Origin of the sequence: Clostridium ljungdahlii, from assembly GCF_001636845.1 — a bacterium.
GTDB classification, from domain to species: Bacteria; Bacillota; Clostridia; order Clostridiales; family Clostridiaceae; genus Clostridium_B; species Clostridium_B ljungdahlii_A.
This window is the reverse complement of record NZ_LITT01000006.1, coordinates 42,887-59,033: the sequence shown is the minus strand read 5'-3', so window position 1 is coordinate 59,033 and position 16,147 is coordinate 42,887. Positions and strand designations below refer to the sequence as shown.

At 32.7% G+C, this 16,147-nt stretch carries 10 protein-coding genes; 2 read left to right on the top strand and 8 right to left on the bottom strand.

Annotation, left to right across the window (positions count from 1 at the left end; genetic code table 11):
- Positions 1-198 precede the first annotated feature (198 nt).
- Entirely contained in the window at positions 199-1,989 is a 1,791-nt protein-coding gene (locus tag WY13_RS03355; protein WP_063554299.1) for a carbon starvation CstA family protein, read from the top strand.
- 316 nt (positions 1,990-2,305) lie between these two features.
- Here the strand turns inward: WY13_RS03355 and WY13_RS03350 are convergent, their stop codons facing one another.
- The 5 genes from WY13_RS03350 to tsaD form a co-directional block, all read right to left on the bottom strand.
- Positions 2,306-5,227, bottom strand: a complete 2,922-nt coding sequence (locus tag WY13_RS03350; protein WP_063554298.1) for an insulinase family protein — start codon at positions 5,225-5,227, stop codon at positions 2,306-2,308.
- 22 nt (positions 5,228-5,249) lie between these two features.
- Positions 5,250-6,104 (bottom strand): patatin-like phospholipase family protein, encoded by an 855-nt coding sequence (locus WY13_RS03345; protein WP_063554297.1) that lies wholly within the window; start codon positions 6,102-6,104, stop codon positions 5,250-5,252.
- Between the two features lie 27 nt (positions 6,105-6,131).
- On the bottom strand, positions 6,132-6,944 hold the full coding sequence (gene proC / locus WY13_RS03340) for a pyrroline-5-carboxylate reductase (protein ID WP_063554296.1): 813 nt from the start codon (positions 6,942-6,944) through the stop codon (positions 6,132-6,134).
- A 151-nt stretch (positions 6,945-7,095) separates the two neighbouring features.
- Positions 7,096-10,542 carry a pyruvate carboxylase gene (locus tag WY13_RS03335; protein ID WP_192844981.1) on the bottom strand — a complete coding sequence of 1,149 codons (3,447 nt, stop codon included), beginning with the start codon at positions 10,540-10,542 and terminating at the stop codon, positions 7,096-7,098.
- A 793-nt stretch (positions 10,543-11,335) separates the two neighbouring features.
- Complete coding sequence (gene tsaD, locus WY13_RS03330) at positions 11,336-12,361, bottom strand: tRNA (adenosine(37)-N6)-threonylcarbamoyltransferase complex transferase subunit TsaD (protein WP_063554294.1); 1,026 nt, start codon at positions 12,359-12,361, stop codon at positions 11,336-11,338.
- A gap of 201 nt (positions 12,362-12,562) precedes the next feature.
- Here tsaD and WY13_RS03325 point away from each other — a divergent pair, with 201 nt between their 5' ends.
- Positions 12,563-13,192: a RusA family crossover junction endodeoxyribonuclease gene (locus WY13_RS03325; RefSeq protein WP_431602430.1), complete on the top strand. Its 630-nt coding sequence runs from the start codon at positions 12,563-12,565 to the stop codon at positions 13,190-13,192.
- Positions 13,193-13,399: 207 nt separating this feature from the next.
- Here the strand turns inward: WY13_RS03325 and WY13_RS03320 are convergent, their stop codons facing one another.
- The 3 genes from WY13_RS03320 to WY13_RS03310 all read right to left on the bottom strand — a co-directional run bounded on the left by WY13_RS03320 (position 13,400) and on the right by WY13_RS03310 (position 16,024).
- A complete protein-coding gene (locus WY13_RS03320) occupies positions 13,400-13,984 on the bottom strand; it encodes a DUF1836 domain-containing protein (RefSeq protein ID WP_063554292.1) in 585 nt (194 codons plus the stop codon).
- A gap of 398 nt (positions 13,985-14,382) precedes the next feature.
- Positions 14,383-14,757, bottom strand: coding sequence for a DUF1667 domain-containing protein (locus WY13_RS03315; protein ID WP_063554291.1), 375 nt, complete (start codon positions 14,755-14,757; stop codon positions 14,383-14,385).
- A gap of 1 nt (position 14,758) precedes the next feature.
- Positions 14,759-16,024 (bottom strand): NAD(P)/FAD-dependent oxidoreductase, encoded by a 1,266-nt coding sequence (locus tag WY13_RS03310; RefSeq protein ID WP_063554290.1) that lies wholly within the window; start codon positions 16,022-16,024, stop codon positions 14,759-14,761.
- Between the last annotated feature and the right edge of the window lie 123 nt (positions 16,025-16,147).

Below are 16,147 nucleotides of genomic sequence, written 5' to 3'. Positions count from 1 at the left end.
TCAATTATACTATTCAACTTATTATAAATACCATTCGCATGTTATTTTTGGCCATTCGCATCCGTTTTTTTGCACTTTAGAATATTTAGGTATGAAAATCAATAAATTCAGACTATTATAAACATGTAATAAAATTCATATAATTAATTATTAATGAACTATTCATAATTATTAAAAAAATAAAAAGGAGGTTTTTATATGAATTCTATTGTACTAGTAATTATAGGCGCTCTTGTATTAGTCGCAGGCTACAGAATATACGGATCATTTGTAGCAGCAAAAGTTCTAGCATTAGATGAAACAAGAGAAGTTCCGTCTAAAAAGTTCGAAGATGGACATGATTATGTACCAACTAACAAATGGATACTTCTTGGCCATCATTTTGCTGCAATTGCAGGCGCCGGGCCACTTATAGGACCAGTTTTAGCAGCACAATTTGGATATCTTCCAGGTACACTTTGGATTTTAATAGGTGGTGTACTAGGCGGTGCCGTTCACGACATAGTTATCTTATTTGCTTCAGTTAGACAAGATGGACAATCAATTGCCGAAATTGCGAGAAAAAATTTAGGCGAAAGAATGGGTTATATTACATCAATTTCAGTTATATTCATACTCATAATAACAATGGCAGGTCTTGGACTTCCAATAGTAAATTCTCTTAACAACAGTCCATGGGGAACGTTTACAGTTGGTTTTACTATCCCAGTAGCAATTTTTATAGGTATTTACCTTAAATTCTTAAGGCCGGGTAAAATAGCTGAAGGTACAATTATTGGTATGGTACTTATATTACTTGGAGTTATTTTAGGACCAACTGTTCAGCATTCAGCTTTAGCACCATTTCTTACTTTCAATGTAAAACAAATGTCACTTATACTGGCAGCTTACGGTTTTTGCGCAGCTGTACTTCCTGTATGGCTTTTATTACTGCCAAGAGATTATTTAAGTACTTATATGAAACTTGGAGTTATGGCAGTGCTTGCAATAGGCATTATATTTGTAAGGCCAGAACTTCAGATGCCTGCTATCACTAAATTTGTAAATGGCGGCGGCCCTATAGTTTCAGGTAAAGTATTTCCATTCGTATTTATAACCATTGCCTGTGGAGCTCTATCAGGTTTCCATTCATTAATAGGTTCTGGTACTACACCTAAACTTATTTCAAATGAAAAAGATATACTTCCTATAGGTTTTGGTTCTATGCTTTTAGAATCCTTCATAGCTTTAATGGCATTAATTGCTGCAACTTGTCTTCCAACTGCTGATTACTTTGCTATAAATTCAACACCAGCTGTATTTGCAAAACTAGGCATGATTCCAAAAGAACTTCCTTTGCTGCAGCAGCTAGTAGGAGAAAATTTAGCAGGAAGAACTGGCGGATCTGTATCCCTTGCAGTTGGTATGTCCTACGTATTTTATCAGATTCCTGGCTTAAAAGGGTTGATGTCTTACTGGTATCATTTCTGTATAATGTTTGAGGCATTATTTATACTGACGACTATAGACTCAGGTACTAGAATAGGTAGATACTTGCTTCAAGATTTAATCGGTAAGTTCTGCAAACCTCTTGCAAAAAAAGATTCTTGGTTTAACATAATATTCTTCAGTTTGCTTATGTCTGTATGTTGGGGATACCTATTATATACAGGTAATATATCCACTATATGGCCTCTATTTGGTGTAGCAAACCAAAGCTTAGCAGCTATAGCTTTTGCAATAGGTACTTCAGTACTTATAAGAATGGGCAAAAAGAAATACATGCCTATCACTGTAATACCTATGGCATTTATAAGTGTGGCAACTTTAACAGCTTCGATCGAAAATATAACTGGCAACTATATTCCACACGGTAAAACTACACTTACAGTATTATCTATAATCGTTATGGCTATATTGATAGTTATACTTTACGAAAGTATCAGACACTGGGTTATAGATTTGAAATCAGGAAAGTATGACAATACACCTGAAAATAGCGCAGTTTAATAAAATGCTTTAAAGTTAAAAGTTATCCACAGTGTGAATAAATATGTAGAGTTTTATAACTAAAAAATAAACTTATGCGTAGAAATATTTTATAATAAACAAGTACATTTAAATATTTTATATATAAGCCTCAGTGGAAAATTTACGAAAAAAACTTAGGATTTTTGAATTGTCTGAGGTACGAGTTTGCAAAAGTCCTTAGGTTTTTGTAAACTTTCTGCTTAAACTTATTAAAATATTTAATCGTACTTGTGGCTTATCAAAATGTTCGGAGTATAAGTTTATTTTTAATTTAGAAACTCTACAATGAATTTAACTATTCAAACAAACTAACCATATTATTAAAAATATCTTTATTTTCTTTTATTTTTTGTTCATTTCCAAGTACACATACATTATTTTTATTCATTACACTGGAAATAAGTTCTGCAAATCCTGCTATATCCTCAGGCTTAGTACTTAGTATTTCTTCTCTTTCCTTTTGTAGATCATCATAACTTATGTGTCTTATATAGTTTTCAGCAGCACGTTCTCCCTTCATAGAAGGTGACAGTGGAAAATCCAAATCTGATATGGTACCTATTATATATTTAGTCATCTGTCTGCTGTCTGCCTTAAAGTTTGCAAAGAACTTACTTGCATTATCATATACCTCAACGGTATGTTTCAAGTTCGGATCTCTATAGGATGTAAAAAACATATTTCCATTTCTCTGAAAAGATGCAAAGCTTCCATAAGCTCCTCCTTGAACTCTTACCTGATTCCATAAATATTCATAATTAGCTATGGATCTTAATACCTGCAGGCTTCCACTATAAGAATATCCAAGATCTATATAGTTATAGGCCTTAGCTACATATTGGACTTTAGATGAAGTCATAAGTCCTTCATTTTTAGGCTTCAAATCAAAATTATACTCTACTTTACATATCTCATTATCTTTTAATTCATGGAATAAATCCTTAGAAGCACTTTTAAAATTACCATAATCTTTTTCATCACAAGTTATATTTACAGTCAGGTTATTTTTATTAAATATATTATTTGAAACTTCCTCTAATTTTTTGCTTATTTCCTCTGACTTACTATCAAAATTCTTTTCTAAATCTGATATAAATTTATAAAACTCTAAACCACTGAGCATATCTTCATATTTACTTATAGGCGAAAAATAAGATGAAACATGATTTGCAGCTACTACATGGCCTCTTTCAAAAATGGCCATCTCTATTCTAGATTTAGTTTCCTGAATTATTTCTCTCAATCTCTTCTTTTCTTCAAATTTTGTATGATTTATTATATCATTCAATATTGAAATTAATTTTGGTAAATTATCCACAAGAACCTTTGATCGTACTACAAACTTAGGATAAAATTTGTGGCTATTTCCATTTTCTCCAAAGGATTGAGCAGAATAACCTATTCCACCTGTATATATATTTATTTCTTTGGCCAACTCTTCATAATAACAATTTTCAGTGCTGACTTTTCCAAGTACTGCACTTAAAAGTGATACATATGGAATAAGTTCTTCTTTTACTGCATTACTATCAAAATAAAGGTTTAAATAATAAATTCCATTAGTAAACGTTGGATAAAATAGTACTTTTACTTTATCCTCTTCCTTTTCCTCAAGCTTCAACCTCTTTGCCTTTGGATCTATATCTGATATGGACAAAAGCGGTATTTTCATCAAGTCTTCCTTGCTATCCCCACTTTCCTGTCTCTTTTTCAATTTTTGAGTATCTTGTATTATCTTTTCTAATTCACTGTCTGAAAGTTCTTTTTTAAAATTACCTAGCTTTTCCTTTAGTGCTTTTTCCTTCTTTTCTTCAAGACCCTTTTCAGGTTTAACTATTACCATAGACCTATGGTTGTTTTTTAAAATATATTTATCTATAAGTTTTTCAAAATAATTATTGTCTAATTCAGATTTTATCTTATCCAATACCTTTTCATAATTTAGGTGAATCCATGGCTTTTCACCATACAACCAACTGTCCATGGACTTCATTCCATATATTAATCCCTTAGGATATCCCCTATAATCTGCTTCTCTAAGCTGGAATTCCTTTATATTCAAAGAAGCTTCTACAAGCTTTTTATCGATACCCTTGTTAACCATGTCCTTTAAAGTGGCTTCAACTACCTCCTTAAATTTATCTTTTTCACTTTCATTAGAATTTTTACATACTACTCCAAGCATAGGTTGAAGCATACTTGGTTCAAATACTCCAAATACATCCTTTCCTATATTCGCATCGATTAGTGCCTTTTTTAAAGGTGAAGATGGAGTTTCTAAAAGTAAATGCTCCAGTATGTCAAAGGCCAGATACAACTCACTGTCCACAGCTTTCCCAACTGAATAATTCATACTTAAAAATGTTTTATCTTCTTCCCTTTCATTACTTGAAATAGGATATTTAATTGTCATCTGTCTCTCACTACTAAAAGAAGTCTGATTTAATATAGTAGAATCTACATTTTTTCTAGTAAAGTTGCTTAAATACTCTTCATCTAAAAATTTCAGTTTTTCCATAATGTCCATGTTACCGTACAAATATATATAACTATTTGATGGATGATAATACTTATTATGAAATTCTACAAACTGCTGTTGGGTTAGTTCCGGTATCACATCCGGGTCTCCGCCAGATTCTACTCCATATTGAGTATCTGGATAGAGAGATTCCATCATTTTTCTAAGAAGTATAGACTCTGGAGATGAAAAAGCACCTTTCATTTCATTGTATACTACACCTTTATAAGTTAAGTCTTGGTCTTTGCTGTCAAGCTCATAATGCCACCCTTCCTGCATCATGATTTCTGGATATTTGTATATATTAGGATAGAAAACTGCATCTAAATATACGTCCATAAGATTTACAAAATCCTTGTCATTGACACTAGCCACAGGATACATCGTTTTATCTGGAAATGTCATCGCATTTAAAAAAGTATTGAGAGATCCTTTCACTAGTTCTACAAAAGGTTCTTTTACAGGAAATTTTCTTGAACCACACAATACAGAATGTTCAAGTATATGTGGAACACCTCTGCTGTCATCCGGTGGCGTCCTAAAGCTTATTGAGAATACTTTGTTGTCATCTTCGTTCTTTAGGAAAAATAATCTAGCACCACTTTTTTCATGTTCAAAAAGCATTCCCTCAGAATTTATCTCATCTAATTTTTCCTTCTCTAGTAATCTAAAGCCATTGTATGTTTTTCCTAAATCCATACCAATTCTCCCTTCCTATTATTTACCCCACAATCCATTTCTCTAATTTATCATAACACTGTGAAGCTTCTTTATACCCTTGATTATATAGTTCAGTGAGTTTATTTTTATCTTTTTCTATTCTCCTAACTTTAAGCTGCTCTTTAGGTCTTATCACAAATACCCTTCCTTCTCTTTCAAGTTGTTCTATATAGCTCAAAGTATTGTTGTATTTTTTATGTCTGTCTATCATTGCATTCACTAACCCTTTATAATTATAGTATATTTTGTTAGCCAAGAATTTCATCCTAAAAGGCTTTTTTACATAATCCTTATTTCTGGTTAAAATAATTACATTTTTATTATTCCCATCTTTTATAGATTTTTTTATAGGTATGGGATCTGAAATTCCTCCATCTAATAAATTTAGCCCCCTAAACTTTACTATAGAAGCCATAAAAGGCAAGCTGCTGGAAGCTCTTATCACATTAAATATTTCTTCATCTAAACATTGATTTTTATCAAAATATACAGGTTCACCTCTATCGCAGTCTGTAGTTGTTATTATAAATTTTTCATTTGCATTATAGAAAGATTTTTTATCAAATACCTCTAGTTTATTTGGTAGTTCATCAAATATAAAATCTACTCCAAAAAGTCCCCTTTTAAATATCAGGTTTCTGCAGCTCAAATATCTGGAATCATTCACATAGTTTATGTTTATCCTTTTGTTTCTTCCCTTTTGTCTTGAAAGATAGGAACATGCATTACAAGCCCCCATGGATACTCCTATAACATAAGGGAAATATAAATTCTTCTCCATAAAAAAGTCTAATACTCCAGCAGTGTATAATCCTCTCATACCTCCGCCTTCTAAAACTAATCCTATATCTTCCATATGCTCTGCACCTTTCTTACTATAACATCAAATACGCTTTGACATTTCAATTGATTTTTCTGTACATTTTTTCACAGCTTCAATAACCGTTCCTCTAAAGTTATTCTTTTCAAGTGAATAAACTGCATCTATAGTTGTGCCTGCTGGAGAACATACATTATCTTTGAGTATTCCCGGATGCTGTCCTGTCTCAAGTACCATTTTTGCTGCGCCTAAAACTGACTGTGCTGCAAATTCATAGGCCATTTTTCTTGTCATTCCACTTAAAACTGCACCATCTGCCAATGCTTCTATAAACATGTATACATAAGCACCTGAAGATCCACTTACACCTACAACTGCATCCATAAGTTTTTCATCTACTATTTCCGCTTTTCCTAAGCTTTTAAAAATATCCAGTGTAAAATTTAAATCTTCTTCTTTAACTACATCATTAACACATACTGCAGTCATACTCTCCCCTACTTGAGCAGAGGTGTTTGGCATAGTTCTTATTATAGGCAATTTCTTTTCGAACCATTCTTCTACAGATTTAATGTCTACACCTGCAGCTATAGTGACGATAACTACATCTTTTTTTATTTCGTCTTTTATTTCTTCTATAATTTTTTTGTATACGTTTGGTTTTACACTCAAAAAAAGCAAATCTGAAAATCTAGCCACTTCATCATTGCTTTTAGCTGTTAAAATTCCATATTTCTCTTCAGCAGATTTAAGTTTTTCACAAGATCTATTACTTGCCATTATATTTTTACTGTCAATTAATCCTGACTTTACTATTCCGCCAATTATAGCTTGAGCCATGTTTCCACATCCGATAAATCCAATATTTTTATTCATCTTCCTACCTCTTTCCTATAAATTACACCGCTAAATTGTCATTATTAATATATTCTAACATAACTGGTTAAGTTAGTGAAGTTAAGCTATTAGAGTATTAAAAAACAAGGTACTATTAGAAACCCTAATAGTACCTTTAATAATATTTATCCTACTTTAATCTAATTAAAAGTTCTCCAGTTTTAACTCTCTGGCCTTCTTTTACAAATACCCCATCAATCACTCCTGCTTCAGCAGCTGAAACATTTGTTTCCATTTTCATAGCTTCTATTACAATTAAACTCTGACCTTCTTCTACTTTGTCTCCTGGTTTTACAAGTACTTTAACAATGTTTCCAGGTATACTTGATCCTATTTCCTTCTCATTATCTTCATCTGCCATAACACATGAGTTTTCTTTTATTCCTGATCCCGAGAAAACCAAATTATCTTTTATCCTTATGTCTCTCTTAATACCGTTAACCTCAAACACTAAGAATCTGTATCCTTCGTCGTCAACTTTTGTAATCTCTAGCAATTGTACAAATAAACTCTTTCCTTCTCCTATCTCAACTTCACAAAGTTCTCCTTCTGCAAGTCCATAGAAGAATGTTTCACTTTCCATTCTGCTGAGATCACCATATTCATCTATGAATTTAAGGTAATTTTCAAATACATCAGGATACATAGCATAACTCAAAAGCTCTTTATTTTCAAATTTTCTCTTGTATTTTTTAGTTAAATGTTCTTCTATCTTGCCAAAATCTTCTGGTGGCAAAAATTCTCCTGGTCTTCCCTTTAAAGGTTCCTCTCCCTTTAGAACTATTTTTTGAAGTTCTTCTGGGAATCCTCCCATAGGCTGGCCCATCATTCCCTTGAAGAAAGAAATCGTAGAATCTGGAAAAGTTAGATTCTTACCTTTTTCATAAATATTCTTTTCGTCTAAATCATTTTGTATCATAAATATAGCCAGGTCTCCTACCATTTTTGAAGAAGGAGTTACTTTAATTATATTTCCAAGCATTTTATTAACTCTCTTATACATTTCCTTTACATCTTCAAAACGATCTCCCAACCCAAAACTTTCAACCTGAGGTTTTAAGTTTGAATATTGGCCTCCTGGTATCTCATACTTGTATATTTCTGCAGTACTTGACTTAAGTCCTGACTCAAACTGACTATATATAGGTCTTACATCTTCCCAGTAGTTAGATATTTTTTGAAGATTATCTGAATCTAATCTAGTATCTCTATTTGTATTTTTAAGTGCTGCTACTATTGAATTCAAAGCTGGCTGGCTAGTAAGCCCAGACATACTATTGAACGCAGTATCAGCTATATCAAGTCCTGCATCGGCAGCCATAAGTACTGTTGCCACACCATTACCTGTAGTGTCGTGAGTATGAAGATGTATTGGAATAGAAATTTCATTCTTAAGTGCTTTCACAAGTTTATAAGCAGAATATGGCTTTAACAAAGCAGACATATCCTTTATTCCAAGAATCTGTGCTCCAGTCTTCTCTATTTCTTTAGCCAAATTTACATAATACTGCAGTGTATATTTATCTTTACTGTCATCTAGTATGTCTCCTGTATAACACATGCATGCTTCAGCTACTTTACCTTCCTTTAATGTCTGATCTATAGCAACTTCCATTCCTTTAAGCCAGTTTAAAGAATCAAATATTCTAAATACATCAATACCTGAAACTGCAGACTGTTTTATAAATTCTCTAATAACATTGTCAGGATAGTTTTTATATCCTACTGCATTAGCTCCCCTTAAAAGCATCTGGAATAATATATTAGGAACCTTTTCTCTAAGTTTTTCAAGTCTTTCCCAAGGAGATTCATTTAAAAATCTATAAGCTACATCAAAAGTTGCTCCTCCCCACATTTCCATGGAAAAAAGATCGTTTGCCAATACTGATTGGGCTTTTGCTATCTTAAGCAAATCTCTAGTTCTCACCCTAGTTGCCATAAGTGACTGATGAGCATCTCTCATAGTAGTATCTGTAATAAGAAGCTTATCCTGTGATTTTATCCAATCAGCTAATCCATCTGCTCCTTTGGTGTCAAGTATTTGCTTTGTTCCACTTAATTTAACATCTTCTTCTACTTTTGGTACAATAGGTACATTAAATTTCTTCTTCTTTCCACGAGTCTCATTTACTACTTTATTTCCTATAAATTTAAGTACACTCATCTCTTTATCTAGTTTTGGTTTTATATCAAATAAATCTGGATTATCTTCAATAAAATTAGTATCACATTCACCTTTTATAAATTTTTCATGGCTTAATACTTTTATTATAAAGTCTGCATTTGTCTTTACTCCTGATATAACAGTCTCATTTATAGACCTTATTGCTTTTCTTATTGCATCTTCAAAAGTTCTTGACCAAGATACAGTTTTTACTAGCAAACTATCATAATGAGGACTTATTACTGCACCTGTAAATCCATTTCCTCCATCAAGTCTTATACCAAATCCAGAACCAGTTCTATACATATCTATTCTTCCTGTATCTGGTGCAAAATTATTTAAAGGATCTTCTGTAGTAATTCTGCATTGTATTGCATATCCTTTTAACTCTATATCATCTTGAGATTTTATTCCTATTTCCTTAGAGTCAAGTGAATGCCCTTCTGCAATAAGTATTTGATCTTGAACTATATCTATTCCTGTAACCATTTCAGTTACGGTATGTTCTACCTGAATTCTAGTATTCATCTCTATGAAATAGTGATTTCCATTTTTATCAACTAAAAACTCCAAGGTACCTGCACTTGTATATCCTACAGTTCTTGCAATTTTTAAAGCATCTTCACATATTTGTTGTCTTTTTTCTTCTGAGAGAGCTAAAGATGGTGTAAATTCTATCACCTTTTGATGTCTCCTCTGTATTGAACAATCTCTTTCATACAGATGGACAATATTGCCGTACTTATCTCCAAGTACCTGCACCTCTATGTGTTTTGGACTTTCAATATATTTTTCAATATATATTTTTTCTGAACCAAAAGCTTTCCTGGATTCGTTTTTAGCACTGTTATAGGATTCTATAAGATCTTTTTCTTCCCTTACTATTCTCATTCCTCTGCCGCCGCCGCCGTCAGCTGCTTTAATCATAACAGGATATCCACAGAAATTAGCAAATTTTAAAGCTTCTTCTTCTGTCTTTATAGCTTCTTGAACTCCTGGTATTGTTGGAACCCCAGCCTTTTGTGCAACAATTTTAGATTTTATCTTATCACCAAGCATCTCCATCATATCTGATGTAGGCCCTATAAATTCAATACCTGCTTCTTTACACTTTTTTGCCAATTCAGGATTTTCTGATAAAAATCCATAACCCGGATGTATTGCATCTACATTTTTCTTGAGAGCTATATCTATTATTTCATCAATATCTAAATATGCTTCTACAGGTCCCTTATTTTTTCCTATCATATAGGATTCATCAGCTTTAGTTCTGAAAAGAGACCTCTTATCCTCATTTGAATATATTGCTACAGTAGTTATCCCCAATTCTTTGCATGCTCTGAATATTCTTATGGCTATTTCTCCTCTATTCGCTACAAGAACCCTCTTAAACCTCTTTAACAAGTAATCCATCCCCTTTTATAAAAATTATATGTTTTGTATAAATATTAATATTCATTAATATTTATTAATATTTACTATTAAATATCTGAGTCACATTACTATTATATATAAGTATCAAAATTATTTCAATTGAATTTTTATTTTTTTTGCCTTGCATAACGGTTTTATTTTGGAAACCTTCTTGTATAGTGTATGAATACTGTATGTATACGTTACAATGGAATTTGTTATCTATAGTTTATAGTTTGACAATATATATATTAATATGTTATTTGCAATTTTTCTTTATACATAAAATCAATATCGATACCACCTATTATATATCGTGTAACGGGTTTTGTAAATAGTATATTCTATATATTATTTATGCTACTCAATATATTGTGGTAAATTATTCAATGTAATAGAGTTTCTAATTGAAATTTGAACTTATACAAAGCAAATATGCTGCCAAAATTGAAACCACCTTTAAAAACTTTTCCACAAGTCTTAGCGAGGTATTTTAGAAAATCTTATGGGCTTAGATATTGCCTGAGGTACGAGTTTATCCGATGACTACCTGCTCTAATACTCCAACTTCTCCAAGAAGTTGGAGTAAAGAGCAGCTACGTCCCTGGATAACGATTTCTAAGCATCAGGTGGAGTTAAAACTCCACCTGATGCCAAGAATTCTGTTTATCTAAGTCCTTTAGATTTTCTAAATACCGAGCTTTAGACTTATTAAAAGTTTTTATGGTGGTGAAACTTGGCAGCATATTCTGCTGTATATGTCAAATTTTTATTTAGAAACTCTATAACTTCTCTATCTTTCTCCTAGTTTCAAATTTGGAATTGCATTTAAACTTAAAGGGCTTCTGGTCCCTTTCATGTACTCAAAATATGCGGCACTTCCTATCATAGCTCCATTGTCCGTGCATAATATAATCTCTGGAAACAAAACCTCTATATTCTTTTCATTACCTGCATTTTTTAAAGTTTCTCTAAGGCAACTATTTGCAGCTACTCCTCCTGCTACAGCTATTTTACTTACATTTTTCAACTTGCATGCCTTCATGGCGTTATCTACTAAAAAGCTCACCACAGCTTTTTGAAAAGATGCTGCTACATCAGCTCTATTTATGTTTTCATTTTTCATTTCTTTTTGATTCAAATAGTTTAGTACAGCAGATTTTAACCCACTAAAGGAAAAATCAAGGGAACTTCCATCATGAAAATTTGCCCTAGGAAATTTAATTGCATCTGGATTTCCTTCTTTCGCTAACTTATCAATTTTAGGTCCTCCTGGATACCCAAGTCCAATAGCTCTTGCAACTTTATCATAGGCTTCTCCAGCTGCATCATCTCTAGTTTGACCCATAACCTCAAATTTTCCATAGTCCTTCATATAAACCAAATAAGTATGCCCTCCAGATACAACCATACATACAAAAGGCGGTTTTAAATCTTTATATTGTATAAAATTAGCACTTATATGTCCTTCTATGTGATTTACTCCTATTAAAGGCTTGTTAAGTGCATAAGCCAAACCCTTTGCATACTGAAGTCCTACAAGGAGTGCCCCTACAAGTCCTGGTCCATAGGTAACTCCTACAGCATCTATATCATCAAATGTAATACCAGCCTTTTCAATAGCCTGCTGTGCTACAAGACTTACAACCTCTATATGCTTCCTTGATGCTACTTCTGGCACTACTCCTCCAAATTTCGTATGTATATCTATCTGTGAAGATATTATATTAGACAAAACATCTCTTCCATTTATCACCACAGCTGCAGAAGTTTCATCACAACTGCTCTCTATAGCAAGTATTTTTATATCTCTTTCCATAATTTCTTACCTTCCTACATTTCATATAAAGTTATTAAAATTTGTCTCTAATCCACTTGTTTAGCTACCATTGAATTATACTACTTATCTTTTTTATAGTATAGTATATTTCCAACTTATTTCCCGGGACTTAAAATTCATACATATGGTATAATATAGACATATTCGATATAAATTTTATATACTGGAGAAATAAACATGATCAAACCTTATGCAAAAATTGTAGTAAAAGGTTCTCCTATATCCAAGTCAAATTTTAAGCTGTTTAACGTAAATGGAAGGGCCATATTGCCCTATAACTCCGGGAAATATCACGATAGATATGCCCTCTATGAAGAAGAAATCGCTTATGAATGCAGGAGTCAAAATCCTGGACTAGTTATAGAAGAATCCCTTATAGCCCTTTTAAAAGTATACTATAAAAGTAAAAAGAGACATCCTGACACCAACAACATAACTAAAAGTATATTTGATGGTATTGAGAAAAGTGGACTCATAATAAATGATGCCCAAATTAGAAGATTAATCATAGAAGAACATTATGATCAGGATTATCCTAGATTTGAGCTGGAGTTATTTGGTGAGAGTACCTATGACATGGACTACAATGTTTTTAAAAAGACTACCATGGATGAGCCTATAAACTACTCACCTCCTCCAAATAAGAAAAGAAGTTTTAAAAACACTAAAAAAACATACAGTTCCCATGAAGAGCATGAACATCGCGTATGTGAAATTTGCCAAAAGTCAGTAAGTAGTAATGAACTAATATCTGCAAACAAAGGTACAGTCATGATTTGCAAAGATTGTTTTAATAAACTATTTAAATAATTTTTTAAACTCTTATTGTACTTGTACATAAATTTGCAAGTCTGCAAGTTTATCCGATCGCTACCTTTGCTAACACCCCCATCTTCTATCAAAGTGGGGGATAAGCACTGCTACGCGCCTGGATAAGTTCTTCTAAGGTTCAGCTGGAGAAAGTCATCCTTATAAGCAAACTCCATCTGAACCTAAGAATCACTTGATGTACACAATTTATTTTCCAAAGAAATTATCTATTATACTTTCCGCCATTTTCTTTTCTATATTCGCCCTTACGATCAACATAACTACAACTGTTATAAGTTTATTTTGATCCTGTTCTAATTCTTCCCCGTTACAATTAAAGGTATCATTCTCAGTAATTTTGGATTTAAAATCTTTTATAAAACTCTCCACTTGAATTTTTTCTATTTTCAAAAAATCTTGGTATATCTTATCTAAATCTTTTGTATGATCTTCTCCTTCTTTTATGGAGCCAGCTAGAGAAGAAAATAAACTCTGTATATCACCTATGGATAAAATTTGTTTTAAGTAATATGTCAATATAATAAGTATCATATGCTGCTTAGAATACTTTTTCTTTTTAGGCGGCATTAGTATACCTGCTTTAGTATAATTGTTTATCATAGTTTTAGTAATAGCAGTATCTTCTTTATTTCTCTTTAAATATCCTAACTTTTCTTCAATAAAAGTAGTTACCTGATCCATGTATAAATCTATATCTGGTATGCTTTCAAGTTTTAACTGTGTAAAGTTTCCAAGCTCATTTGTCAATTCATCTAATGTAGTTTTATCCATATTATACCTCCTAGCTTTATCCGATGGCTACCATCCGTAATACCCACATCGCACACAGCGAAAGCGACTATCGCCAGATCAAAGATTTGGGATATCTGCTTTTCTTATAAAGTGTGGGATATTAGAACTCTTGAGCTTCAGCGATTTAGAGTTCTTATGCTGTGCATAACGGCTGCTACACCCCTGGATAACGATTTCCCCTAAAGGATAACGCCTTCTAAGTGCTAAAGCACTAAGAATCCTGTTAATAAGTTTCAGATGGAGAAAAACTCCACCTGAAACCAAGAACTCTGTTTATCTCCAGTAAATTCTTAATATTATTATAACATATTCTTCTAAAATAATATTTATTTACTGTTACACTACTGTTTGCTTACTGTAGCAAAAAAGTAAGGAGGTTAGCTTCTCTTACTTCTTTTTACATTTTTCGTAGCTATAATATTTATTCCTGAATTTACTACATTTTTTACTATTATATCTCCTATGTTAATAGGTGCCTTAACTACTTTCCCCTTGAGCAGCTTTATACAATCAAATACTCTGCCTTTATGGATGTCCCTTTCCGTTTTAACCGGAAGTACATATATTTCTCCACCTTCCACATATACAGAAGAAGTAACTATCCTAGTAGGATTAGTACATTCCTTTTCTCCATACTCTTTCCCATTTTTACAGGTGTTTCCAGTAACTTCTACAACTTTATCTTCATTAAGCTTAACTAAAAGTTGACATCCCATAGGACATCCTATACAAGTTAATTCTCTTGTATTCATACTACTGCTCCCTTTCCAGCTTTATTGTTATCTCCCTACAATTCGTATATTTATTCAGCAGCTCTTTACTAATATTAACTGTTTCCATTTTTCCTGGAGTAAGTATCCTCTTTTTTATGTACATTTCTCTCATCTTATCAAAATAAACTGATACAAAACTATCTTTAAATACGTCCCCTACTCTAAATCTAACATCTACTGATTTTTCTACATTTTTAGGATTTATATACTTTGGTACTGTATACCTGACACCACTAGCAGCTATAACTTCTATTTTATGTCCGCTAAATCTTTCTCCACCTTTTACATATCTAGCTGCATTCTTACCTGCATTTATGCTTTCTAATGTTACATTATCAACTAAATCATGAACATGCAATACGTTTCCACAGGCAAATATTCCATCTACATTAGTCTCCAAACTTTCATCGACTATAGGTCCTCCTGTTACATCAGATAAATTTATTTCAGCTTTTCTCGAAAGTTCATTTTCCGGCAAAAGTCCAACAGATAAAAGTAAGGTATCACAAGGTATATATTCTTCAGTGCCCTTGACAGGCTTTCTATCTTTACCTACTGCAGCAATAGTCACGCCTTCTACTCTTTCCTTTCCCTTTATGTCTATTAAGGTATAGCTTAACCTAAGTGGAATTTCAAAATCATCAAGGCACTGCACTATATTTCTCTTAAGCCCACTAGAATAAGGTAAAAGTTCCACAACTGCCTTTACCTTTGCCCCCTCAAGTGTCATTCTTCTTGCCATTATGAGACCTATATCACCAGAACCAAGTATTACAACTTCTTTTCCCGGCATATATCCTTCTACATTTACAAATTTTTGAGCTGCTCCTGCTGTATATATTCCAGCACATCTGCTTCCTGGTATATTTATGGCACCTCTTGGTCTTTCCCTACATCCCATAGATAAAATTATAGATTTAGCCTTTATTTCAATTATACCTTCTTCTTCATTCACAGCCGTTATGTACTTATCTTTATTTAAATCAAGCACCATAGTATTTAACTTATATTGTATCTTTAAGTCTTCTACCTTATCTATAAATCTCTGAGCATATTCAGGTCCTGTCAATTCTTCTTTAAAAGTATGGAGACCAAATCCATTATGAATACACTGATTTAATATTCCCCCCAGCTCATTTTCTCTCTCTAGTATAAGTATATTATCTATCCCTGCTTCTTTAACTGATATAGCAGCTGCAAGCCCTGCAGGTCCGCCTCCTATTATTACTACATCATATTCTTGCATATTTTACCTCCAAATCATTCTAATTTATCCGATGACTACCTGCTCTAATACTCACACTTCTCCAAGTGTACGTTGCGAGCAGCTACGTCCCTGGATAACGATTTCCCCTAAAGGATAACGCCT

Excerpts from the sequence above, each read along its gene's own strand:
- WY13_RS03355 (WP_063554299.1), top strand. The coding sequence starts at position 199 with ATGAATTCTATTGTACTAGTAATTATAGGCGCTCTTGTATTAGTCGCA.
- WY13_RS03350 (WP_063554298.1), bottom strand. The coding sequence starts at position 5,227 with ATGGATTTAGGAAAAACATACAATGGCTTTAGATTACTAGAGAAGGAA.
- WY13_RS03345 (WP_063554297.1), bottom strand. The coding sequence starts at position 6,104 with ATGGAAGATATAGGATTAGTTTTAGAAGGCGGAGGTATGAGAGGATTA.
- proC (WP_063554296.1), bottom strand. The coding sequence starts at position 6,944 with ATGAATAAAAATATTGGATTTATCGGATGTGGAAACATGGCTCAAGCT.
- WY13_RS03335 (WP_192844981.1), bottom strand. The coding sequence starts at position 10,542 with ATGGATTACTTGTTAAAGAGGTTTAAGAGGGTTCTTGTAGCGAATAGA.
- tsaD (WP_063554294.1), bottom strand. The coding sequence starts at position 12,361 with ATGGAAAGAGATATAAAAATACTTGCTATAGAGAGCAGTTGTGATGAA.
- WY13_RS03320 (WP_063554292.1), bottom strand. The coding sequence starts at position 13,984 with ATGGATAAAACTACATTAGATGAATTGACAAATGAGCTTGGAAACTTT.
- WY13_RS03315 (WP_063554291.1), bottom strand. The coding sequence starts at position 14,757 with ATGAATACAAGAGAATTAACTTGTATAGGATGTCCTATGGGATGTCAA.
- WY13_RS03310 (WP_063554290.1), bottom strand. The coding sequence starts at position 16,024 with ATGCAAGAATATGATGTAGTAATAATAGGAGGCGGACCTGCAGGGCTT.